18 protein-coding genes are annotated in these 21,565 nt (G+C 71.1%); 7 read left to right on the top strand and 11 right to left on the bottom strand.

Annotated elements, in window-relative coordinates; translation table 11 throughout:
• The first annotated feature begins 55 nt into the window (after positions 1 to 55).
• The 3 genes from ACR9E9_RS07580 to glgB are packed head-to-tail and all read left to right on the top strand — an operon-like array spanning position 56 to position 5,753.
• Positions 56 to 2,098, top strand: coding sequence for an alpha-1,4-glucan--maltose-1-phosphate maltosyltransferase (locus ACR9E9_RS07580; protein WP_435203253.1), 2,043 nt, complete (start codon positions 56 to 58; stop codon positions 2,096 to 2,098).
• Positions 2,098 to 3,546 carry a maltokinase N-terminal cap-like domain-containing protein gene (locus tag ACR9E9_RS07575; protein ID WP_435203251.1) on the top strand — a complete coding sequence of 483 codons (1,449 nt, stop codon included), beginning with the start codon at positions 2,098 to 2,100 and terminating at the stop codon, positions 3,544 to 3,546. The genes ACR9E9_RS07580 and ACR9E9_RS07575 overlap by 1 nt, the downstream gene beginning before the upstream one ends.
• Positions 3,543 to 5,753: a 1,4-alpha-glucan branching protein GlgB gene (gene glgB / locus ACR9E9_RS07570; protein ID WP_435203249.1), complete on the top strand. Its 2,211-nt coding sequence runs from the start codon at positions 3,543 to 3,545 to the stop codon at positions 5,751 to 5,753. The genes ACR9E9_RS07575 and glgB overlap by 4 nt, the downstream gene beginning before the upstream one ends.
• 84 nt (positions 5,754 to 5,837) lie before the next feature.
• Here the strand turns inward: glgB and ACR9E9_RS07565 are convergent, their stop codons facing one another.
• From ACR9E9_RS07565 to ACR9E9_RS07545, 5 genes are all read right to left on the bottom strand, one after another.
• Positions 5,838 to 6,803, bottom strand: coding sequence for a tetratricopeptide repeat protein (locus tag ACR9E9_RS07565; RefSeq protein ID WP_435203247.1), 966 nt, complete (start codon positions 6,801 to 6,803; stop codon positions 5,838 to 5,840).
• A 57-nt stretch (positions 6,804 to 6,860) separates the two neighbouring features.
• A complete protein-coding gene (locus tag ACR9E9_RS07560; RefSeq protein ID WP_435203245.1) occupies positions 6,861 to 7,841 on the bottom strand; it encodes a hypothetical protein in 981 nt (326 codons plus the stop codon).
• On the bottom strand, positions 7,838 to 8,467 hold the full coding sequence (locus ACR9E9_RS07555; protein WP_435203243.1) for a hypothetical protein: 630 nt from the start codon (positions 8,465 to 8,467) through the stop codon (positions 7,838 to 7,840). Before ACR9E9_RS07555 ends, ACR9E9_RS07560 begins: the two co-directional genes overlap by 4 nt.
• Positions 8,468 to 8,554: 87 nt before the next feature.
• The gene (locus tag ACR9E9_RS07550) at positions 8,555 to 8,866 is read right to left on the bottom strand and encodes a thiamine-binding protein (protein WP_435203241.1); all 312 of its coding nucleotides are present in this window, start codon (positions 8,864 to 8,866) and stop codon (positions 8,555 to 8,557) included.
• 17 nt (positions 8,867 to 8,883) lie between these two features.
• On the bottom strand, positions 8,884 to 10,251 hold the full coding sequence (locus ACR9E9_RS07545; RefSeq protein WP_435203239.1) for a serine/threonine-protein kinase: 1,368 nt from the start codon (positions 10,249 to 10,251) through the stop codon (positions 8,884 to 8,886).
• Positions 10,252 to 10,352: 101 nt separating this feature from the next.
• Between ACR9E9_RS07545 and ACR9E9_RS07540 the strand changes: the two genes are divergently transcribed.
• Complete coding sequence (locus ACR9E9_RS07540) at positions 10,353 to 10,922, top strand: hypothetical protein (RefSeq protein ID WP_435203237.1); 570 nt, start codon at positions 10,353 to 10,355, stop codon at positions 10,920 to 10,922.
• A gap of 18 nt (positions 10,923 to 10,940) precedes the next feature.
• Here ACR9E9_RS07540 and meaB read toward each other — a convergent pair whose 3' ends face one another.
• Positions 10,941 to 11,906: a methylmalonyl Co-A mutase-associated GTPase MeaB gene (gene meaB / locus ACR9E9_RS07535; protein WP_435203235.1), complete on the bottom strand. Its 966-nt coding sequence runs from the start codon at positions 11,904 to 11,906 to the stop codon at positions 10,941 to 10,943.
• Positions 11,907 to 11,908: 2 nt separating this feature from the next.
• Positions 11,909 to 13,108 (bottom strand): acetyl-CoA C-acetyltransferase, encoded by a 1,200-nt coding sequence (locus ACR9E9_RS07530; RefSeq protein ID WP_435203233.1) that lies wholly within the window; start codon positions 13,106 to 13,108, stop codon positions 11,909 to 11,911.
• Positions 13,109 to 13,457: 349 nt separating this feature from the next.
• Here ACR9E9_RS07530 and mce point away from each other — a divergent pair, with 349 nt between their 5' ends.
• Positions 13,458 to 13,898 carry a methylmalonyl-CoA epimerase gene (mce, locus tag ACR9E9_RS07525; RefSeq protein ID WP_435203231.1) on the top strand — a complete coding sequence of 147 codons (441 nt, stop codon included), beginning with the start codon at positions 13,458 to 13,460 and terminating at the stop codon, positions 13,896 to 13,898.
• A gap of 159 nt (positions 13,899 to 14,057) precedes the next feature.
• Entirely contained in the window at positions 14,058 to 15,398 is a 1,341-nt protein-coding gene (gene ccrA / locus ACR9E9_RS07520) for a crotonyl-CoA carboxylase/reductase (protein WP_435203607.1), read from the top strand.
• 63 nt (positions 15,399 to 15,461) lie between these two features.
• Here the strand turns inward: ccrA and ACR9E9_RS07515 are convergent, their stop codons facing one another.
• Genes ACR9E9_RS07515 through ACR9E9_RS07500 form a run of 4 tightly spaced genes read right to left on the bottom strand, consistent with a single transcriptional unit; the run spans position 15,462 to position 20,771 of the window.
• Positions 15,462 to 17,456: an ABC transporter ATP-binding protein gene (locus ACR9E9_RS07515; protein ID WP_435203229.1), complete on the bottom strand. Its 1,995-nt coding sequence runs from the start codon at positions 17,454 to 17,456 to the stop codon at positions 15,462 to 15,464.
• On the bottom strand, positions 17,453 to 19,186 hold the full coding sequence (locus tag ACR9E9_RS07510) for an ABC transporter ATP-binding protein (RefSeq protein ID WP_435203228.1): 1,734 nt from the start codon (positions 19,184 to 19,186) through the stop codon (positions 17,453 to 17,455). The genes ACR9E9_RS07515 and ACR9E9_RS07510 overlap by 4 nt, the downstream gene beginning before the upstream one ends.
• A gap of 45 nt (positions 19,187 to 19,231) precedes the next feature.
• Positions 19,232 to 19,519: a hypothetical protein gene (locus ACR9E9_RS07505; protein WP_435203226.1), complete on the bottom strand. Its 288-nt coding sequence runs from the start codon at positions 19,517 to 19,519 to the stop codon at positions 19,232 to 19,234.
• 43 nt (positions 19,520 to 19,562) lie between these two features.
• Positions 19,563 to 20,771, bottom strand: a complete 1,209-nt coding sequence (locus ACR9E9_RS07500) for a 3-hydroxyacyl-CoA dehydrogenase NAD-binding domain-containing protein (RefSeq protein ID WP_435203224.1) — start codon at positions 20,769 to 20,771, stop codon at positions 19,563 to 19,565.
• A gap of 94 nt (positions 20,772 to 20,865) precedes the next feature.
• On the opposite strand from ACR9E9_RS07500, the gene nucS reads away from it, so the two are divergent.
• On the top strand, positions 20,866 to 21,561 hold the full coding sequence (gene nucS, locus ACR9E9_RS07495; RefSeq protein WP_435203222.1) for an endonuclease NucS: 696 nt from the start codon (positions 20,866 to 20,868) through the stop codon (positions 21,559 to 21,561).
• Positions 21,562 to 21,565: the final 4 nt, after the last annotated feature.

Raw genomic sequence — 21,565 nt, 5'->3', positions numbered from 1 at the left:
TCGGCGGGGGGCACGCCAACTCCCGGGAGACGGCCGCGCAGGTAGCCTTCGGGGGGTGAGCACCGCCGTCCCCCTCGACCCCTCCCGAGCGTCCACCGCCCCCGTGTCCGCTGCGCCGCAGTGCCCCCTCGGGCGGATCCCGGTGCTCGACGTGCGGCCCTGCATCGACCACGGCACCCGTCCTGCCTCGTCCGTCGTCGGCGAGCCCTTCACGGTCACCGCCACCGTCTTCCGCGAGGGGCACGATGCCGTCGCCGCCACCGTCGTGCTCACCGACCCCTCCGGCGCCGAGCACCACGTGCCGATGACCTGCACCAACCCCGGCCTGAGCCGCTGGGAGGCCGAGGTCGTCGCCGACCGCGAGGGCCCGTGGACCTACCGCGTCGAGGGGTGGTCCGACCCCTGGGCCACCTGGGTGCACGACGCCTCCATCAAGATCCCCGCCGACATCGACGCCGAGCTGATGCGGGCCGAGGGCGCCCTCGTGCTCGTCCGGGCCGCCGAGGAGGAGCGAGGCGAAGGGGGGCGCTCCGCCCTGGTCCACGCCGCCGACGTCCTCGCCGACCACGGGCACCAGCCGAGCGCGGCGCTGCACCTGGTGACCACCGGGTCGGCGGCCGAGGAGCTCGCCGAGCGACCGCTGCGGGAGATGGTCACCCCGAGCGCCGAGCTGCCCCTGCTCGTCGAGCGCGAGCTGGCCCTCTTCGGCTCCTGGTACGAGATCTTCCCGCGCAGCGAGGGCGCCCGCTTCGACGAGGGCACCGGCCGCTGGGTCACCGGCACCCTGCGCACGGCTGCGCGCCGGCTGCCCGCGATCGCGCAGATGGGCTTCGACGTCGTCTACCTCACCCCGATCCACCCCATCGGGACGACGGCGCGCAAGGGTCCGAACAACACGCTCGACGCCGGCCCCGAGGACCCGGGGTCGCCCTACGCCATCGGCTCCCCCGACGGGGGCCACGACGCGATCCACCCCGAGCTGGGCACCTTCGCCGACTTCGACGCCTTCGTCGCCGAGGCCTCCCGCCAGGGTCTCGAGGTCGCCCTCGACCTCGCCCTGCAGTGCTCCCCCGACCACCCGTGGGTCACCGAGCACCCGGAGTGGTTCACCACCCGCGCGGACGGCACGATCGCGCACGCGGAGAACCCACCGAAGAAGTACCAGGACATCTACCCGCTGAACTTCGACAACGACCCCGCGGGGATCTACGCCGAGGTCCGCCGCGTCGTCCAGGTGTGGCTCGACCACGGGGTGCGGATCTTCCGCGTCGACAACCCGCACACCAAGCCGGTCGAGTTCTGGCAGTGGCTGATCCAGGATGTTGCTGCCGTGGCGCCGGAGACGATCTGGCTCGCCGAGGCCTTCACCACCCCCGCGATGATGCACACCCTGGCCAAGGTCGGCTTCCAGCAGAGCTACACCTATTACGCGTGGCGCAACACCGTCGCCGAGCTCGTCGACTACGGCACCGAGGTCAGCGGCGAGGCCGCGGCCTACATGCGCCCGAGCTTCTGGCCGACGACCCACGACATCCTCACGCCCTACCTGCAGCACGGCGGGGAGAGCGCGTGGAAGGTGCGCGCCGCGATCGCCGCGACGATGGTCCCCACGTGGGGCGTCTACGCCGGCTACGAGCTCGTCGAGCACGTCGCCCGCCCCGGCTCCGAGGAGCAGATCGACAACGAGAAGTACGAGTTCAAGGACCGGCGCTGGGACGAGGTCGCCGAGTCCGGCACCTCCCTCGCCCCCTGGCTGACGATGCTCAACCGGATCCGACGGGAGCACCCGAGCCTGCAGCTCCTGCGCAACCTGAGGTTCCACCACGTCGACGACGAGAACCTCCTCGCCTACTCCAAGTCGCGCTCGCGGCCCGACGGCAGCGAGGACCTCGTCATCGTCGTCGCGAACCTCGACCCGCACAGCACCCGAGAGTCGACGCTGCACCTCGACATGGACTCGCTCGGCCGGGGGTGGGACGAGCGCCTCGAGGTGCACGACCTCGTCACCGGCGCCCGCTGGGAGTGGGGCGAGTCCACCTACGTGCGCCTGGGCCCCGAGGCCGAGCCGGTCCACATCGTCTCCGTGGGGCACGCCTGATGGGCACGGTCCACGACGCCGAGCTGACCCCGACGAAGGACGAGCTCGTCGGGGGCTGGATCGGGGAGCAGCGGTGGTACGTCGGGCAGGGGCGCCCGCGGCTGCGCCAGCTCGACTCCTGGCGCCTGGAGGACCCGGCGGGTGAGGTCGGCATGGAGACGATCGTCTACCTCGACGAGTCCGCGACCACTCCCGTCGTCTACCAGGTGCCCCTGTCCTATCGCGGGTCCCCGCTCGTCGGCGCCGAGGGCGCGCTCCTCGGCGAGATGGAGCACTCGGTGCTCGGTCGGCGCTGGGTCTACGACGCCCCCCACGACCCGGTCTACGTCGCCCAGCTGCTCGCGCTGCTGCGTGGCCGGGTCCTGGCCCAGCACGGCACGCTCTCCGACACCCTCGAGCCGGACGTCGTCGGGGCACCGCACCCGGCCTGGCGCACGGACCCGCGCGCCGCCTCCAGCCGGGTCCTCACCGCCGAGCAGTCCAACACCTCGGTGATCATCACCCCGGTCGAGGGCACCGGCCCTCCGGTGATCCTCAAGATCTTCCGCACGCTCGCCGCCGGCGAGAACCCCGACATCACCCTCCAGGGCGCGCTCGCCGCGTCCCACTCCCCCTTCGTCCCCGCGAGCGTCGGGCACGTCGCCGGTGCCTGGCTGCGGCCGGGGGGCGAAGGGAGTGAGGACGCGGACGCGGCGGCGCGCGACTACGGCCAGCTGGCCTTCGCCCAGGAGTTCCTCGCCGACGCGACGGACGCCTGGCAGGTCTGCCTCCGGCAGGCGGCGACGGGGACCCCCTTCGTCACGCGGGCCCGCGAGCTCGGCCGGGCCACGGCGCAGGTGCACGCCACCCTCGCCCGGGCGCTGACCTCCGAGGTGCCGCAGCAGTCGGAGATCCGCCAGCGTGTCTCGCTCATGCGCCGCCGGGCCGGTCTCGCCATGAGCGAGGTGCCGGCCCTCGCCGCCCACGACGCACGCATGAGGGCCGTCTTCGACGCCGCCGAGGACGCGAGCTGGCCTGCGCTGCAGCGCGTCCACGGCGACCTGCACCTCGGTCAGGTGCTCGACGCCCCCGGTCGCGGCTGGGTCCTCATCGACTTCGAGGGTGAGCCGCTGCGACCCCTGGCCGAGCGCAACGGTCTCGACTGCCCGCTGCGCGACGTCGCCGGGGTCCTGCGGTCCCTCGACTACGTCACCGGGACGCTGGCGCGTCCGGGGGCCCGCACCGACCCGGGCGTCGACCTGCGCGAGTGGCTGCGGGCGGCGCAGCAGTCCTTCCTCGACGGCTACAGCGATGTCGGCCCCGACCCGCGCGACAGCGCGGCACTGCTCACCGCCTTCGTCCTCGACAAGGCGCTCTACGAGGTCGTCTACGAGGCACGCCACCGACCCGGGTGGCTCGCCCTGCCGACCGAGGCGATCGACCGACTGCTCCAGGAGGACCGCTCGTGACCCCGATCTCCGACTCCGCCCTGCCCGGCGCCCTGTGGTCGCTCACCCACGGCCGCAACGCCGCCCCGCACGAGCTGCTCGGGCAGCACCTCGAGGACTCCGGCCTGCGGGTGCGGGTGCGTCGACCTCTGGCGACCCGGGTGCGGGTGCGCTTCGAGGACGACGCGCTCATCGACCTCGTCCACGAGCAGGACGGGATCTTCTCCGGGGTGCGCCGGGGCGCCACCCGGGCGATGGACTACCGGGTGCTCACGACGTGGGAGGACGGCGTCGAGCACGTCCAGGACGACCCCTACCGCTTCGCCCCGACCGTAGGTGAGGTCGACCGGCACCTCATCAACGAGGGGCGGCACGAGCAGCTGTGGACCGTGCTCGGAGCGCACGTGCGCCACTACGACGGTCCGCTCGGAGCCGTGAGTGGCGTCTCCTTCGCCGTCTGGGCACCTCGGGCGAAGGCCGTCCACGTCCTCGGTGACTTCAACGGCTGGGACGAGTTGGCCCATCCCATGCGGGTGCTCGGCGAGTCCGGCGTCTGGGAGCTCTTCGTCCCCGGTGTCGCTGCCGGTGCCGTCTACAAGTTCGGCGTCCGCGGCGCCGATGACGTGCTGCGACACAAGGCGGACCCGCTGGCACGACTCGCCGAGACGGCGCCCGCGACCGGGTCGGTCGTCACGCGGAGCGCCCACCGGTGGCAGGACGAGTCGTGGCTCGCGGCGCGCGCGGAGCGCAACCCCACCGTGGGGCGGATGAGCATCTACGAGGTGCACCTCGGCTCGTGGCGCCAGGGCCTGGGTTACCGGGAGCTGGCCGACGAGCTCGTGGGCTACGTGAGCCAGCAGGGCTTCACGCACGTCGAGCTCATGCCGGTGATGGACCACCCGTACCCACCGTCATGGGGGTATCACGTCACGAGCTACTTCGCGCCGAACTCCCGTTTCGGCGGCCCCGACGACTTCCGCTACCTCGTCGACGCGCTCCATGCCGCGGACGTCGCGGTCATCCTCGACTGGGTGCCGGGGCACTTCGCGACCGACGAGTGGGCGCTGGTGCGCTTCGACGGGCTGCCGCTGTACGAGCACCCGGACCCGCGTCGGGGGTGGCAGCCGGACTGGGGCAGCTACGTGTTCGACTTCGGTCGGCCGGAGGTGCGCAACTTCCTCGTCGCCAACGCGCTCTACTGGCTCGAGGAGTTCCACATCGACGGGCTGCGGGTCGACGGTGTCGCCTCGATGCTCTACCTCGACTACTCACGCAGCGACGGCGAGTGGTTGCCCAATGTCAACGGTGGCCGGGAGAACCTCGAGGCGGTCACCCTGCTGCAGGAGATCAATGCGACGGCCCATCGCCGCTCCCCCGGGATCGTCACCGTCGCCGAGGAGTCGACCGCGTGGCCGGGGGTCACCCGTCCCACCGACGAAGGGGGGCTCGGCTTCGACCTGAAGTGGAACATGGGATGGATGAACGACGCCCTTCGCTACCTCGCGGAGGACCCGATCAACCGGGCGCACCATCACACCCTGCTGACCTTCGCGATGATGTACGCCTACGCGGAGAACTACCTGCTGCCGATCAGCCACGACGAGGTCGTCCACGGCAAGGGCTCGATGCCCTACAAGATCCCCGGTGGCGACGACGACCGGCTGGCGACGCTGCGGGCCTTCTACGCGTACCAGTGGGCCTTCCCGGGCAAGCACCTGCTCTTCATGGGCACCGAGTTCGCGCAGACGAGCGAGTGGGCCGATGGGCGCTCCCTCGACTGGCACCTGCTGGAGTACCCCGCGCACCGGCGCGTGCAGGAGCTCGTCCGTGAGCTCAACGCCTTCGCCGCACGACACCCGGCCCTCTGGGTGCTCGACGACCGGCCGGAGGGGTTCCGGTGGCTCGACGCCGACGACGCTGCGGGCAACACCGTCGCCTTCGTGCGCCACGCCGGGTCCGGGCCGAGTGAGGACGTCGTCGCGGTGGTCGTGAACTTCGGTGGCACCGACCGCGAGTCTCTGCGCATCGGGCTGCCCCGGGGCGGCACGTGGCAGGTCGCGCTGGACACCAGCGGCTTCGACGCGGCCGGCTCCCCGAGCCAGGCCGGAGTCGAGCTGCAGGCGCAGGAGCGACCGTGGCACGACCAGCCCTGGTCGCTCGAGGTGCGGGTTGCCCGCCTCGGCGCGCTCTACCTCACCCCCGCCGATCGCCCCAAGTTTATCGGGTGACCCGATAAACCACGGGTTCGCATGAGTTTCTTACTCTTGCGAACCCGGTGATTCTCGGGTGACCCGAGAATCTGCGGGGGCCGCTCAGAAGAGGGCGCTCATCAAGGTGGTCCGGCCCTTGCGCACGCGCTCGTCCTGGTTGCCGACGACGGCGAAGAGGTCGAGCAGGTGGTTCTTCACCCGCTCCCGGTCGTCCCCGGCGGTGCTGCGCACGAGGTCAATGAGACGCACGAAGGCGTCCTCGACGTGTCCACCGAGGACGTCGAGGTCGGCGACGACCAGAGCGGCGTCGACATCGCTCGGGTCGGCCGCCGCCGCCTCGCGGGCGGCGGTGAGGTCGACGCCCCGGGTGCGCTTCATCAAGGAGACCTGGGCGATGCCGAGCTGGGCATCGATGTCCTTGGGGTCCTGCTCGAGGGCCTGCTCGTAGGCCGCGGTCGCCGCATCGAGGTCATCGCGCTCGATCGCGTCGAAGGCCTCCTGGTGCAGGGGCGGAAGCTCCTCCTCCACCTCCTGGGCCTCCTCCGTCGGGTCGTCCGCGCCACTGACGCGTCCGGTCACGCCGTGCTGGACGGCGAGCTGGAGGAGCTGGTCGACCACTTGGCGGAACTGCTCCTTCTCGACGAGACCGCTGAAGAGCGGCACCGGCTGACCGGACACGAGGCCGAGCGCGACCGGCACCTCCTGCGGCTGGATCGCCTGGGTGATGCCGGGATTCGTCGCGATGTCGACGCCGACGACCTGCACCCGTCCATCGAGGGCGCGGGCGATGTCGACGGCATCATCGAGCAGGGTCCGGCTCTGCGGGTGCTCGGAGGACCAGAGCACCGCGACCGCGGGCACGGCGGCCGAGCGCTGGACGATCTGGTTGAAGGAGGCGTCGTCCGCCTCGACGAGCAGGCCGTCGGGTGCACCGGCGGTCTGTCCGCCGGGCGCGGCGGTGGGACTCGCCGGGCCACCCGCAGCGGGGGAACCGGCGTCAGGACGAGCGGGTCCGCCGAGGCTGGAGAGGTCGACGGCTCCACGAAGGGCGCGGGTCGGGTCGGTCATGGCCCCATTGTCTCCCACCGGCTTCTCGGTGCCCACCGGGGTCGGGTCGCGCCGGGCTCAGCTGCCCTTGGCCGACCTGAGCACGTCGCTCACGCCGACGACCTTGGCCTTGCCCGACTCCGGGGTGACCAGGGCGAGCGTCTCGGCGTGCTTGATCGACAGGGCCTCCTCGACGCTCGACGCGTCGAGGACGTGCTCCAGTGCCTCGTCCTCGATCGTCAGCTCCTTCAGCTTCCCGCCCGCGGTGATGGTGTCGGTCCGCGTCATCGGCAGGAAGGTCAGCTGCCCACCGTCGGCGAGGTCGAAGGAGACCGACGCGGCGTCGACCGTCGATTGGCGCTGGCGGTACGTGGCGAGGTCGTCGAGGTCCTCGTCCTTCGCCTCGGCGTTCTTCTGCAGCGCGGTGGAGAAGGCGTCCTCGAAGGAGACCGCAGCCGGCTCCTTCGTCGGAGCCGGGTAGGTGACCCCCTTCGCCCAGGCCGTCGCCGCGGTGGCGACCTCCTCGTCCGGGTCCTCAGAGACGGTCACCGGCGAGCCCTCGTCGACGGGAGCCAGTGCCGGGACACTCGACCCGGCGGCCATCGGCACATCGGCGAAGAGGGAGTACGGCTGGTCCGCCTCCTGGGCCACGAGCACGTGCAGGTACTGGATGCCCTTGACCTGCGAGGTCGCGAGGATGGCGCGCGGCCAGTCGTGACCACGGCTGATGCCGAGGATCTCGAGATCCTTCGGCGCCTGCGCGGAGCGACCGGAGTCGTCCTTGCTCGCGGCGGCAGCGCTCGCCTCACGCAGCGCGGGCCCGGAGAAGGCCTCCGTGCGGTCGGCGGCCGTGGCCTTGTCCCCGGCCTTGCGGTGGTCCGTGGCGAGGTCGAGGACGCGACTGGCGACGTCGCGGGCGGTCTCCTCGGTGACCGAGGCGCCGTCGGAGCGCTCTGCGGGGGCGTCGTGGATGCCGACGACCGCCTCACCGACGCCACAGCCGCCCAGCAGGACGGGCAGGGCCACGAGCCCGGCGACGAAGGGGGTGCGGCGGGTCATGCTCCGGCCTCCTGGGTGCGGCGGCGGCGAACGGCACCGAGCACGCCGGTGCGCAGGACGAGCGCGGCGCCCACGACGAGGGCGAGGACGCCCCCGACGAGGAGGGCGATCGCGGTGGTGGCCCAGCGGTCGTCGCTGACGACGAGCTCGACCTGCTCGACGTCCTCCCCCTGCGGCGCGGTGATGACGAGCGTCTGCGGCGCCTGGTCCTGGTCGATCGTCGTGGTCGTCGTGCCCTTGCCGCTCGTCGAGGAGCGCCAGATGTCGAGCGAACCGGCATCGACGGACTCGCCCGAGCCGACGGTCCTCGTGGTCAGGTCCCAGTCGCCGACGGTCACGCCCGTGACGTCGGCGCGCGCCCCTTCACCCAGCAGTGCCTCGGCGTCGGAGGGTCGGGCGATCCCGGCCCACACGGTGCCGCCCCCGGTGGCGGTCACCTCGACCGGCGCGTCGACGCGGTTGAGCACGTCCGGGTCGAGGACGACGACTCGCTGCTCCGGCTCGGCGGTGAAGGTGGCGGTGCCGGACGGGCCGAGGGCGGCGAGGAACCACCCCCCGACGACGACGGCACCCAGACCGATCAGGGCGAGGACCGCGCCGGTGACGCGCAGGATGAGCGTGCTCACGTCAGTGCTTTCCGTGGGAGATCGAGGAGGCGTCACCGCAGTGGCGACGCCCCACCTTCGCAAAGATCCCCGAAGGTCACAAATTGATCACGAAGATGAGGTGCCGTCGAGGAGCCCCTCGACCCGCTGGACCTTCGTCGTGATCTGGTCCGTGCGCCCGGCGCGGATGTCGGCCTTCATCACCAGACCGACGCGGTCCCCGTAGGGCTCCATCGCGTCGACGCACCGCTTGACCACGGACATGACCTCGTCCCAGTCCCCCTCGATGGTGGTGAACATCGAGCCGAGGTCGTGCGGCAGGCCGCTGTCGCGCACGACCTGCAGGGCCGCAGCCACCGCGGGGGCGTAGGAGTCGTCGTCGCCGGGGCCGGCCGGGGCGATGGAGAAGGCGAGCAGCATGGGGTCACTCCAAGGGGTCAGGGGATGGTGTCGATCTTCAGGTCGTCGTCGATGCGGGTCAGCGCGTAGGTCTGCTTCTCGCTGCTCGCCTCGCGGTCCGTGGGGTGGTAGGTCAGCGTGACCGAGACGGTACCGGCGTCCGTGTCCACGGAGACGTCATCGGTGTCGACCGACTCGATGCCGCCCCAGAACCCGTCGTAGGCCCCACGGTCGTCCTGCCGGGAGGGGGCCAGCATCGCCCAGGCGGCGTCGCGGTCCGTGGTCACCGTCGCGAAGTAGTTCTCGATGAAGGACCGTCCTTCGTCCTCGGTGAACCCCGATGTCTCCCCCGCGACCGGCGAGGTCGTCGGCGAAGCGGAGACCCGGCCCTCCGTCGCACCCGATCCCGTGCCGCCCCGGTCCACCCCGAAGGCGATCGCCGCGGCGACCAGCAGGGCGGCGAGGACACCGACGCAGGCCCAGAGGACGAGGGAGCCCCGACGGCGTGCTCGCCGTTGCTGCGGTTGCGGTCCGGAGGGAGCCGGCTGCGACGGGGGGTGCGGGGCCACGGGAGCGACGCGGGGCGCCACCCCGCCACCGGCCGCGATGTTCTCCAACCGCTGCCGGGCCTGCTTCATCGTCCCGCGGTGGGCGGGGTCGTGGGCGAGCATGTCGGCGAGCACCGGCTCGAGCACGCCCGCGCGCTGGGGACGGCGGGGCGGGTGGGTGGCGATGTGCCGCAGGGTGGCCAGCGCATTGCCCTGACCGGCGTGGGCGTCCTGCCCCTCGACGGCGTAGTAGATCGTCGCACCGAGCGCCCACACGTCGGCCGCCTCACCGTGGTCGCGACCGACCGCGACCTCGGGGGGCATGTAGCTCGGGGTCCCGGTGAGCATCCCGGTCTGGGTGAGGTGGTCCTCCGAGTCCGCCCGGGCGATGCCGAAGTCACCGATCTTGGGTCGCCCTCCGCCGATGAGGACGTTGGCGGGCTTGATGTCGCGGTGGACGACCCCGGCCCGGTGCGCCGAGGCGAGCGCCCCGGCGAGCTGGGCGCCGAGGTCGGCGGCACCCCGTGGTGTCATCGGGCCGCGCTGCCGGATGACCGAGGCCAGGGTGGGGCCGGCGACGTACTCCATCACCAACCACGGGCTGCCCTCGTGCTCGGTGACGTCATAGACGGCGACGACGTTCGGGTGGTTGAGCGCGGCCGCCGCCCGGGCCTCGCGCATCGCCCGGCGGGTCTCCCCTTCGCTCTCACCGGGGAAGTCGCCGATCTGCTTGGCCGCCACCTCCCGGCCGAGCACCGTATCGCGCGCGAGCCAGACGGTGCCCATGCCGCCGCGTCCGATCGGGCGCACGATCTCGTAGCGGCCGCCGATCAGCATGGGTGTCGTGTGGTCAGTCATGTCCGGACCAGCGTAGAGGCCGACGTCCCACTACCGACACGTAGACTGCCGGTGCGGGGCCGCGCCGGCCCACCACGTCGTGTCCAGGGGGAATCGCCATCATGTCCTACCCCGCTCCTCCCCCGCCCGGCCAGGGCGGTCCTGTGGGTCCCGGCGGCCCGAACCCTCCCCAGCCGAACCCGTACGCCGCGGGAGGCAACCCCTACGGCCAGCCGCCGAAGAAGGACACCACCCTGTGGTGGATCCTCGGCATCATCGGTGCGGTGATCGTCGTCTGCTGCATCGGCGTGATCGGGTTCTTCGGCTGGGTCGTCTACGCGGTCGACGACCAGCTGAGCAGCGCGACCTCGTCCGTCAGCGACGGCCGGGCGTCCTCCGCGGACGAGATCTCCGAGGGATCGCAGGCCACCGACAACGGCGCCACGGTGCGCTCCGGGTGGACGATCACCCCGAGCGAGGAGCTCTCCGGCGTCACGCTGCGCAACGACGGCACCAGCCGCAACATGCTGCAGGTGACGTTCTACTTCATGCAGGACGGCGACGTTCTCGAGGAGGCCAGCTGCACCTCGACCTTCCTCGACCCGGGCGAGACGGACGACTCCCCCACCTGCCTCGACCCGATCGGGGACATCGCGGGGTACGACGAGATCCGCTTCACCGAGGGCTCCTGACCGGCCGAGACGGACGCCCTACCCGGGGGCGATCGACGCGAGGAGCTCGTCCGCCGCGGCGAAGGGGTCACTGGCACCGTCGACGACGTGGGTGGCGAGCTGGTCGAGCAGTCCGCCGGAGCCGAGGTCACCCATCCGGGCGCGCAGCTCGGCCACGGCCAGGGCGGAGATCTCCTCCCGCGTCCGGGCCGTGCGCCGGCGACGCAGCTCCCCGCTCGAGGCGAGCCACGACAGGTGCTCGCCGATCGCTGCGTCGATGTCGTCGATGCCGGCGCCGTTCATCGCCGAGGCACGCACGACCGGGCGGCGCCAGCCGCGCGCAGTGGTGCCCTCTCCCATCTGGATCATGTGCCGCAGGTCGCGGACGGTCGCGTCGGCACCCTCGCGGTCGGCCTTGTTGACGACGAAGACGTCCCCGATCTCGAGGATGCCGGCCTTGGCCGCCTGGATCCCGTCGCCCATCCCCGGGGCGAGCAGGACGAGGGTCGTGTCCGCGGAGCCGGCGACGGCCACCTCCGACTGCCCGACCCCGACGGTCTCGACGAGGATCGCGTCGAAACCGGCGGCATCGAGCACGCGGATCGCCTGCGGCGTCGACACGGAGAGGCCACCGAGGTGGCCGCGTGAGGCGAGCGAACGGATGTAGACGCCCGGGTCCGTGCTCGCCTCGGTCATCCGGATCCGGTCGCCGAGCAGTGCGCCACCGGAGAAGGGGGAGGACGGGTCGACGGCGAGGACCGCGACCCGCTTGCCGGCCTCACGCAGCGCGCGGATCAGGGCATTGGTCGTCGTCGACTTGCCCACGCCCGGGGCACCGGTGAGGCCGATGACGTGCGCGCCGCCGGTGTACGGCGCGAGCGCGGCCATCGCCTCCCGCAGCGCGGGGTGCTGGTCCTCGACGAGCGAGATCAACCGCCCGATGGCACGCGGCGTCCCCGCCCTGGTCTGCTCGACCAGTGCGGGGACGTCGATGGTGCGGATCAAGCTCAGGCGCTCGGGACGCGCACGATCAGGGCGTCGCCCTGACCGCCACCACCGCAGAGCGCGGCGGCACCCACGCCGCCACCGCGGCGCTTGAGCTCGTGCGCCAGCGCGAGGGTGATGCGGGCACCGGACATCCCCAGGGGGTGCCCCATGGCGATGGCGCCGCCGTTGGGGTTGACCTTCTCCGGGTCCACCCCCAGCTGCTTGGTCGACGCGAGGCCGACGGCCGCGAAGGCCTCGTTGATCTCGATGAGGTCGAGGTCGTTCACCGAGATGCCGTCCTTCTTCACCGCGACCTCGATCGCATTGGCCGGCTGGGCCTGCAGCGTCGAGTCCGGGCCGGCGACGACGCCGTGGGCACCGATCTCGGCGAGCCACTCCAGGCCGAGCGCCTCGGCCCGGGCCTTGCTCATGACGACGACCGCCGCGGCACCGTCGGAGATCTGCGACGCGGAGCCCGCGGTGATGGTGCCGTCCTTGGCGAAGGCCGGACGCAGCTTGCCGAGGGACTCGGCCGTGGTGTCGGCGCGGATGCCCTCGTCGGCGTCGAAGACCACCGGGTCACCCTTGCGCTGCGGGACCTCCACCGGGATGACCTCGTCGGCGAAGGTGCCCTCGGACCAGGCCCGGGCCGCCTTCTGGTGGCTGGCGGCGGCGAAGGCGTCCTGCTCGTCGCGGCTGAACTCGGAGTCCTCGGCGTTCTTCGTCTCGGTCAGCGCGCCCATCGCCTGGTCGGTGATGATGTCGTGCAGGCCGTCGTAGGCCATCGAGTCCTTGAGCTTGGTGTCGCCGTACTTGATGCCCTCACGGCTCTTGGGCAGCAGGTGCGGGGCGTTGGTCATCGACTCCTGGCCACCGGCGACGACGATGTCGAACTCGCCGGCGCGGATGAGCTGGTCGGCGAGCGCGATCGCGTCCATCCCGGACAGGCAGACCTTGTTCACGGTCAGCGCCGGCACGGACTTCGGGATACCCCCCTTGATCGCGGCCTGGCGCGCGGGGATCTGGCCCTCGCCGGCGGTGAGGACCTGACCCATGATCACGTAGTCGACGTCATCACCCTTGACGCCCGACTTCTCGAGGGCACCCTTGATGGCGAAGCCACCGAGGTCGGAGCCGGAGAAGCCCTTGAGGGAGCCGCTCATGCGGCCCATCGGGGTACGGGCCCCGGCGACGATGACGGACACGGGACGCTCGGACATCTGGATGCCTCCAAGATTCGTGGGTTCCACGGCGCCCGACGGGCACCGCGTCTTTGTCGCCAGCCTAACGACGTGGGCGAAGGGAGGGCAGAGGCAGCCGCCGTGGGGGATGCCACACCTGGACCCGGGCGGAGCCGCGGGACGAAGGGTGGGTCGGCCCGACTCAGGGCGAAGACCGGGAGGATGGGTGGGTCGGCCCTTGGGCTTCGCAAGCTCAGCCCTTGAGTCGGGCCGACCCACCCATCCTCCCGGCGAGCCCAAGGGCCACCCACCTTTCATCCCGCGGCGGTGGCGGGCCTCACAGCCGCGCCTCTCCCGTCGCGTGGCGCTCGTCAATAGGCTGCGACCCATGAATGATCTCTTCACCGCCATCGACCACGTCGGTGTCGCCGTCCCCGATCTCGACGAGGCCATCGCCTTCTACCGCGACTCCTACGGCATGGAGCTCGCCCACGAGGAGACCAACGAGGAGCAGGGCGTGCGCGAGGCGATGATGCGCGTCGGCGACTCCGGCTCGTGCATCCAGCTGCTCGCGCCGCTCGACGACTCCTCGACGATCGCGACCTTCCTCGAGCGCAACGGCCAAGGCATGCAGCAGCTCGCCTACCGCGTCGAGGACATCGACGCCGTGTGCGCGACGCTGCGCGAGCGCGGTCTGCGTCTGCTCTACGACACCCCCAAGCGGGGCACGAGCAACTCGCGGGTCAACTTCATCCACCCCAAGGACGCCCGCGGCATCCTCGTCGAGCTCGTGGAGCCCGACCGGAGCGGGAGCGCCGCCGCCCACTGACCCACCCCCTTCGTCCCGTCGCCTCGACGCGGGACCCACGATCCGCCGTGTGAACTCGGTCATGGCACCACCCCCTCGGTGCCCTGACGTCACTAGGTTGCACGGGACGCACGACCCCGACCCACACCCCCACGAGGCCGAGGAGCCCCACCCATGGCAATGGACCAGATCCGCGACGCGATCCTGTCCGGCGACCGCAGCGAGGAGACGTACTCCGCGCTGCAGATCCCCGAGACCTACCGAGCCACCACGATCCACAAGGACGAGGTGTCGATGTTCGAGGGGGTCGCCAGCCGCGACAAGGACCCCCGCAAGTCGCTGCACCTCGACGACGTCCCGGTCCCGGAGCTCGCTCCCGGTGAGGCCCTCGTCGCCGTCATGGCGAGCGCGATCAACTACAACACCGTCTGGACCTCGATCTTCGAGCCGGTCTCGACCTTCGGCTTCCTCGAGCGGTACGGCCGCACGAGCGAGTTCGCCAAGCGCCACGACCTGCCGTACCACGTCGTGGGTTCCGACCTCTCCGGCGTCGTGCTGCGCACCGGTCCCGGCGTGACGAAGTGGAAGCCCGGCACCGAGGTCGTCGCCCACTGCCTCTCCGTCGAGCTCGAGGACGCCGCGGGCCACGACGACACGATGATGGACCCGGAGCAGCGCATCTGGGGCTTCGAGACGAACTTCGGTGGCCTCGCCGAGCTGGCCATCGTCAAGGCCAACCAGCTGATGCCCAAGCCCGGTCACCTCACCTGGGAGGAGTCCGCCTCCCCCGGCCTGGTCAACTCCACGGCCTACCGTCAGCTGGTCTCCAAGAACGGCGCCGCGCTCAAGCTCGGTGACCGCGTGCTCATCTGGGGCGCCTCCGGCGGCTTGGGCTCCTACGCGACCCAGATGGCCCTGGCCTCCGGCGCCGACCCGATCTGCGTCGTCTCCTCGCCGGAGAAGGCGGAGATCTGCCGCAAGATGGGCGCCGAGCTGATCATCGACCGGCGCGCCGAGGGCTACGAGTTCTGGAACGAGGACAACACCCAGCAGAACCCCAAGGAGTGGAAGCGCCTCGGCGCCAAGATCCGTGAGCTCACCGGCGGCCACGACGTCGACGTCGTCTTCGAGCACCCGGGTCGTGAGACCTTCGGCGCCTCCGTCTACGTCGCGCGCAAGGGCGGCACGATCGTCACCTGCGCCTCGACCTCGGGGTACATGCACGAGTACGACAACCGGTACCTGTGGATGAACCTCAAGCGGATCCTCTCCAGCCACTTCGCCAACTACCGCGAGGCCTGGGAGGCCAACGAGCTCGTCAACCGCGGCCTCGTCCACCCCACGCTGAGCAAGACCTACGCGCTCGAGGAGGTCGGCCAGGCCGCACTGGACGTCCACCACAACCTCCACCAGGGCAAGGTCGGCGTCCTCACGTTGTCCCCCGAGGCCGGGCTGGGTGTCACCGACACCGACAAGCGCGCCCGGTTCGAGGGCGAGATCAACCGCTTCCGCAACGCCTGATCACCCCGCCGCACGAAGGGGGGAGGTGCCACCGCGGGGTGGCACCTCCCCCCTTCGTCGTGCTCAGACCGCGCCCATCTCGACGTCGGTCGCGGCCGCGGTGAACTGCGCGCGGTAGAGCCGGGCATAGGCGCCGTCGGCGGCGAGCAGCTCCGCGTGGGTGCCCTGCTCGACGATGCCACCGTCCTCCATGACGACGATGAGGTCGGCGTCGCGGATCGTCGAGAGCCGGTGGGCGATGACGAAGCTCGTCCGCTCCCCGCGCAAGGCCGCCATGGCCTGCTGCACCAGGCGTTCGGTGCGCGTGTCCACGGAGCTCGTGGCCTCGTCGAGGATGAGGAGCGAGGGATCCGCGAGGAAGGCCCGGGCGATGGTCAGCAGCTGCTTCTCCCCCGCAGAGATGTTGCCGCCCTCGTCGTCCAACCGGGTAGCGTAGCCGTCGGGCAGGGAGTGCACGAAACGGTCGACGTAGGTGGCCTCGGCCGCCGCACGCACCTCGCTCGAAGTGGCGCCCGGCCGCCCGTAGGCGATGTTCTCCTCGATCGTCCCGGCGAAGAGCCACGTGTCCTGCAGCACCATGCCGGTCCGCGAGCGCAGGTCGTGCCGGCTCATCTCCCGGGTGTCGATGCCGTCGATGGTGATCCGCCCGCCGCTGATCTCGTAGAACCTCATGACGAGGTTGACCAGCGTCGTCTTGCCCGCGCCGGTCGGCCCGACGATCGCCACCGTCTGGCCCGGCTCGACGCACAGGTCGAGGCGCTCGATGAGCGGGCGGGCGGGGTCGTAGCTGAAGCTGACGTCCTCGAAGGCCACCCGACCGTGCCCCGCACCGGGTCCCGTCGGGGTGCCCGGGTCCGCCCGCTGCTCGGGGGCGTCGAGGACCTCGAAGACCCGCTCGGCGGAGGCCACCCCCGACTGCATGAGGTTGGCCATCGAGGCGATCTGGGTCACCGGCTGGGTGAACTGTCGCGAGTACTGGATGAAGGCCTGCACGTCACCGAGGGTCATCGTGCCGGAGGCGACCCGCAGGCCACCGATGACCGCGATGATGACGTAGTTGAGGTTGCCGATGAACATCATCGTCGGCGCGATGATGCCGCTGACGAACTGCGCCCCGAACCCGGCCGCGCGCAGCTGCTCGTTGCGCTCGGCGAAGGAGGCGTCGACCTCGGCCTGGCGGCCGAAGACCTTGACCAGCGTGTGCCCGGTGTACGTCTCCTCGACGATCCCGCTCAGCTCACCGGTGGACCTCCACTGCTGGACGAAGTGGCGTTGGCTGCGCTTGCCGATGACGGCGGTCACGGCGACGGAGACGGGGATGGTCACGAGCGCGATGAGGGCGAGCAGCGGGGAGATCCACAGCATCATCGCCACGACCGCGACGACGGTGACCAGGCTCGTCAGCAGCTGACTGAGGGTCTGCTGGAGGGACTGGGCGACGTTGTCGATGTCGTTGGTCACCCGACTGAGCAGCTCACCGCGCGGTTGGCTGTCGAAGTACGGCAGCGGCAGCCGGTGGAGCTTGGCCTCGACCTGGGCGCGCAGGTCAAAGACGATCTGGTTGACGGCGTCGACGACGATCCTCCCCTGGAGCCACGACAGCACCGCCGCCACGACGTAGAGGCCGAGCGCGAGGAGGAGCACCCGCAGGATCGCGGCGTAGTCCATCCCGGCGCCCGGCACGAGATGGGGCATCGCCGCGATGAGGTCGGCCTGCGTGCCCCGGCCGGCCGCGCGCATCCCCTCCACGGTGGTCGACAGCGGGACGTCCGCCGGCAGCTGGGGCCCCATCCAGCCGGCGAAGATCAGGTTGGTCGCCCGAGCGAGCACGAGCGGCCCCGAGGCCGACATCGTGACCGAGACGAGCGTGAGGGCGATGGCGCCCAGCACCCGGCGCCGCTGCGGTCGCAGCCGGGAGACGAGGCGGCGGGCCGAGGGCCAGAAGTCCTTCGAGCGCTCCCCCGGTGTGGCGGCGGAGACGGGGCCACGACGCGGGCCGGAGCCCGGCCCCCTTCGCTCCCGGGCAGCGCGCTCCTCCTCGGTCGGGACCTCACTCATGCCGCGTCCTCCCGCGATGCCTGGCTCTCGACGATCTCGACATAGGTCGGGCAGGTGTCCAGCAGCTCCTCGTGGGTGCCGTCGCCGACCACCCGCCCGTCCTCGAGGACGACGATGTGGTCGGCGCCGGTGATCGAGGAGACGCGTTGGGCCACGACGAGCACGACGGCATCAGCGGTCACCGGCCCCAGCGCGGCCCGCAGCCGTGCGTCCGTGGTCAGGTCGAGCGCGGAGAAGGCGTCGTCGAAGAGGTAGATCGCCGGGCGGCGCACGATCGCCCGGGCGATGGCCAGGCGCTGGCGTTGACCACCGGAGAGATTGGTGCCACCCTGGGCGACCGGTGACGCGAGGCCCCGCTCGAGGGCTCGAACGAAACCCTCGGCCTGGGCGATCCGCAGGGCCTCCCACAGTTCCTCGTCGTCGGCCTCCGGACGTCCCTGCCGCAGGTTCGCGGCGATGGTCCCGCTGAAGAGGAAGGGCTTCTGGGGCACGACCGCGATCTGCTGCCACAGCTCCTGCAGGTCCAGCTCGCGCACGTCGACCCCGCCGACGAGCACCCGCCCGCCGGAGGCGTCGTGCAGGCGCGGGACGAGGTCGAGCAGCGTCGTCTTGCCGGCCCCGGTCGACCCGATGATCGCCGTCGTGCGCCCGGGCCGGGCGCGCAGGCTCACCTGCGAGAGCACGGGGACGTCGGCACCGGGATAGGAGAACTCGACGTCCTCGAGCGCGACCTCGGGGCGTGTCTGCGTCATGGGTCGCGGGCTCAGGGGCGGCACGACCGAGGAGCGGGTGGACAGCACCTCGTCCACCCGGCCGGCGGAGACGCTCGCGCGCGGGAGCATCATCGCCATCATCGTCGCCATCATCACCGACATGAGGATCTGGGTCAGATAGATCATGAAGGCGGTCAGGGCGCCGATCTGCATGTTCCCCGCCTCGATCCGCTGGGCGCCGAACCACAGCACGGCCACGGTGGAGGCGTTGAGGATGACCATGACGATCGGGAAGGCCAGGGCCATCAGGCGCCCGGTCGCGATCGCCGACCCGGTGTAGTCGGTGTTGGCCACGGCGAAGCGCTCGCGCTCGTGCTCCTCGTGCACGAAGGCCCGCACCACGCGTACCCCGGTGATCTGCTCACGCAGGATCCGGTTGACGGTGTCGACGCTCTTTTGCATGCGACGGAAGTTGGGCACCATCGCCCGGATGACCAGCGAGATGCTCGCGACCAGCAGGGGCACCGCGACCACGACGAGCCAGCTGAGCCCCACGTCCTCGCGCAGGGCCATGATGATCCCCCCGATCATCATCATCGGGGCCGTGACCATCATCGTCAGCGCCATGTTCGTCACCTGCTGGATCTGGGTGACGTCATTGGTGGTGCGGGAGATCAGCGTCGGCGGACCGAAGCGCGCGACCTCCTGCGCGCTGAAGCCGCCCACCCTCGAGAAGATGGCCGCACGCAGGCGCGCGGCCATCTGCGCCGACATGCCGGCGCCGATCCACGTCGCGGCGATGGTCGCGAGGATCTGCAGCACCGAGACGCCGAGCATGAGGCCGCCGTGCCGCACGATGTACCCGGTGTCGCCGGTGGTCACCCCGTTGTCGATGATCTCGCCGTTGAGGCTGGGCAGGTAGAGCAGGGCCAGGGTGGCCGCGAACTGCAGCAGCAGGAGCAGCGCCAGCCGGCGACCCGAGCCGCTCAGATGGGTACGGACGAGGCGGATGAGCACCTGCTGATCATCCCACCGCGCCCCGACGGCTCACGCGGGCTGCGGTCACCGCCCGTAGCGACCGTGGTCGCGCGCCTTCCAGCACGCGCTGTGCCAGTGGCGGCGGTCGTCGACGCCCCCGAGACCATCGTCGGGCCACACGACGACGTGGGGCGTGCCGACGGCGATCTCGTGGGTGCAGCCCGGGCAGGTGTAGCTGCGGGTCGAGGTGTGACCGGTCAGTCGGCGCACGACCCAGGCGCGCCCCATCCAGCTCTCGACGCTCTGGGACCCCATGCCCCCCAGGGCGAGCGGTCGGTGCTCGTCCCGTCGGCGGCGATTGGACCTGGGCATGCGGCCATGGTCTCGCGGAGGCGGGTCCGTGGACAAAAGGGGCTCAGTGGACGCGGAAGCCCTCACCGCTCTTGCGGCCGAGCTTGCCCGCCGCGACGACATCGCGCAGGAGCTGGGCGGGGGCGAGCGACTCGTGGGTGAACTCCGCGAGCAGCTCCTCCTCGATGGCCAGCGCCACGTCGTTGCCGACGACGTCGAGGAGCGCGAAGGGCCCCATCGGGTAGGCATAGCCCTCGGTGATCGCGGCGTCGACGGCGTCGATGTCGGCACCCTCCTCGTGCGCCCTGATGGCGTCGTTGAGGTAGGGGAAGAGGAGCGCGTTGACGATGAAGCCGGCGCGGTCGGAGCAGCGCACGGCGACCTTGCGGGTGCTGCGGCAGACGTCGGTCACGGTGTCGAGGACGTCCTGGCCGGTCCGTGGGTGGTCGATGACCTCGACGAGCTTCATCACCGAGGCGGGGTTGAAGAAGTGCATGCCGACGACGTCCTGCGGGCGCGTGGTCTGCGCGGCGAGGTCGGCGATGCACAGCGAGGACGTCGTCGTCGCGAGCACGGCGCCCGGCTTGCAGATCCGGTCCAGGTCGGCGAAGAGCTCGTTCTTGATACCGACCTCCTCGGCGATCGCCTCGACGACGAGGTCGACATCCCCGAGGGCCCCTCGGTCGGTGGTCCCCGTGAGACGACCGAGGACCACGTCGGCGTCGCCCTGCTCCATGCGGCCCTTGTCGACCTTGCGGGCGAGGTTCTTGGCGATCGCCGCCGAGACGGCGTCGACCTTCTCCCGGCTGCGCGCGACGTAGGTCACGGGGAAGCCGTGGGCGGCGAAGACCTCGATCATGCCGGTGGCCATCGTGCCGGAGCCGACGACGCCGACGGTCTTGACCGGGCGCGCCTCCCCCTGACCGACGCCGGAGGGGGTCAGGTCGTCGGCGACGACCTCGTCACCGTCGTAGGTGTAGAAGCCTGCGCCCGCGGACCTGCCGGTGCGGCCGTCGGCGATGAGGCGATCGAAGGCGGCACTCGGCTCGTGACGCGGGTCACCGGTCTCGGCGTGACGTGCCGCGAGGGCGTCCCGGACGGTCTCGAGACCGAGCTCGTCGATGACGGTGAGGGGTCCCTTCGGCAGTCCGCAGCCGAAGCGCATGCCGTTGTCGACGTCCTCACGGGAGGCGTACTTCTCCTCGAACATCGAGGCGGCATGGTTCAGGTACGGGAAGACGAGGGCGTCTGCGAGGGCGCTGGAGTCTGACATGACTGGCACTATCGCAGCCGGGCTGACCCGTGGGTAGGCTTCCGCGGCGTGACGGTCCGCACAGGCAATCCGGTGTGCGCGTAGGGTCTGCGGGGTGCGAGTGGTGATTGCGACCTGCAGTGTCGACTACGAGGGCCGGCTGAACGCCCACCTTCCCCTGGCGACCCGTCTGCTCATCGTCAAGGCGGACGGTTCGGTGCTCATCCACAGCGACGGTGGCTCCTACAAGCCGCTGAACTGGATGGCTCCCCCGTGCTCCATGGCCGAGATCGAGCCGGATGAGACCGAGCGGGCCGAGGGCGTCCTCGCGGTATGGAATGTCCAGCACGCCAAGACCGAGGACCGGTTGCGCGTGAAGCTGCACGAGATCCACGACGACTCGTCACACGACCTCGGGGTCGACCCCGGTCTGGTCAAGGACGGTGTCGAGGCCCACCTGCAGAAGCTGCTCGCCGAGCACATCGGGACCCTCGGGGACGGGTACGCGCTCGTGCGCCGGGAGTACATGACCGCGATCGGCCCGGTCGACATCCTCGCCAAGGACGCGAAGGGGGTCTCCGTCGCCATCGAGATCAAGCGTCGCGGCGACATCGACGGCGTCGAGCAGCTGACCCGTTACCTCGAGCTGATGAACCGGGACCCCGCGCTGCGGCCGGTCGAGGGTGTCTTCGCCGCCCAGGTGATCAAGCCGCAGGCGCGCACCCTCGCCGAGGACCGCGGCATCCGGTGCGTCACCCTCGACTACGACGAGCTCAAGGGCATCGACACGAGCATGCACCGCCTCTTCTGAGCAC

This window comes from Janibacter sp. GS2 (assembly GCF_051200835.1).
In the GTDB taxonomy this organism is placed as follows: Bacteria; Actinomycetota; Actinomycetes; order Actinomycetales; family Dermatophilaceae; genus Janibacter.
The sequence above is the reverse complement of the archived record's forward strand: the minus strand, read 5'-3'. Positions and strand labels throughout refer to the sequence as shown.

Bases quoted from the DNA above. Each gene is read 5' to 3' on its own strand.
- ACR9E9_RS07550 (WP_435203241.1), bottom strand. From the start codon at position 8,866: ATGCTGCTCGCCTTCTCCATCGCCCCGGCCGGCCCCGGCGACGACGAC.
- ACR9E9_RS07575 (WP_435203251.1), top strand. From the start codon at position 2,098: ATGGGCACGGTCCACGACGCCGAGCTGACCCCGACGAAGGACGAGCTC.
- ACR9E9_RS07545 (WP_435203239.1), bottom strand. From the start codon at position 10,251: ATGACTGACCACACGACACCCATGCTGATCGGCGGCCGCTACGAGATC.
- mce (WP_435203231.1), top strand. From the start codon at position 13,458: ATGAATGATCTCTTCACCGCCATCGACCACGTCGGTGTCGCCGTCCCC.
- ACR9E9_RS07530 (WP_435203233.1), bottom strand. From the start codon at position 13,108: ATGTCCGAGCGTCCCGTGTCCGTCATCGTCGCCGGGGCCCGTACCCCG.
- ccrA (WP_435203607.1), top strand. From the start codon at position 14,058: ATGGACCAGATCCGCGACGCGATCCTGTCCGGCGACCGCAGCGAGGAG.
- ACR9E9_RS07515 (WP_435203229.1), bottom strand. From the start codon at position 17,456: ATGAGTGAGGTCCCGACCGAGGAGGAGCGCGCTGCCCGGGAGCGAAGG.
- ACR9E9_RS07540 (WP_435203237.1), top strand. From the start codon at position 10,353: ATGTCCTACCCCGCTCCTCCCCCGCCCGGCCAGGGCGGTCCTGTGGGT.
- ACR9E9_RS07565 (WP_435203247.1), bottom strand. From the start codon at position 6,803: ATGACCGACCCGACCCGCGCCCTTCGTGGAGCCGTCGACCTCTCCAGC.
- ACR9E9_RS07560 (WP_435203245.1), bottom strand. From the start codon at position 7,841: ATGACCCGCCGCACCCCCTTCGTCGCCGGGCTCGTGGCCCTGCCCGTC.
- ACR9E9_RS07500 (WP_435203224.1), bottom strand. From the start codon at position 20,771: ATGTCAGACTCCAGCGCCCTCGCAGACGCCCTCGTCTTCCCGTACCTG.
- ACR9E9_RS07505 (WP_435203226.1), bottom strand. From the start codon at position 19,519: ATGCCCAGGTCCAATCGCCGCCGACGGGACGAGCACCGACCGCTCGCC.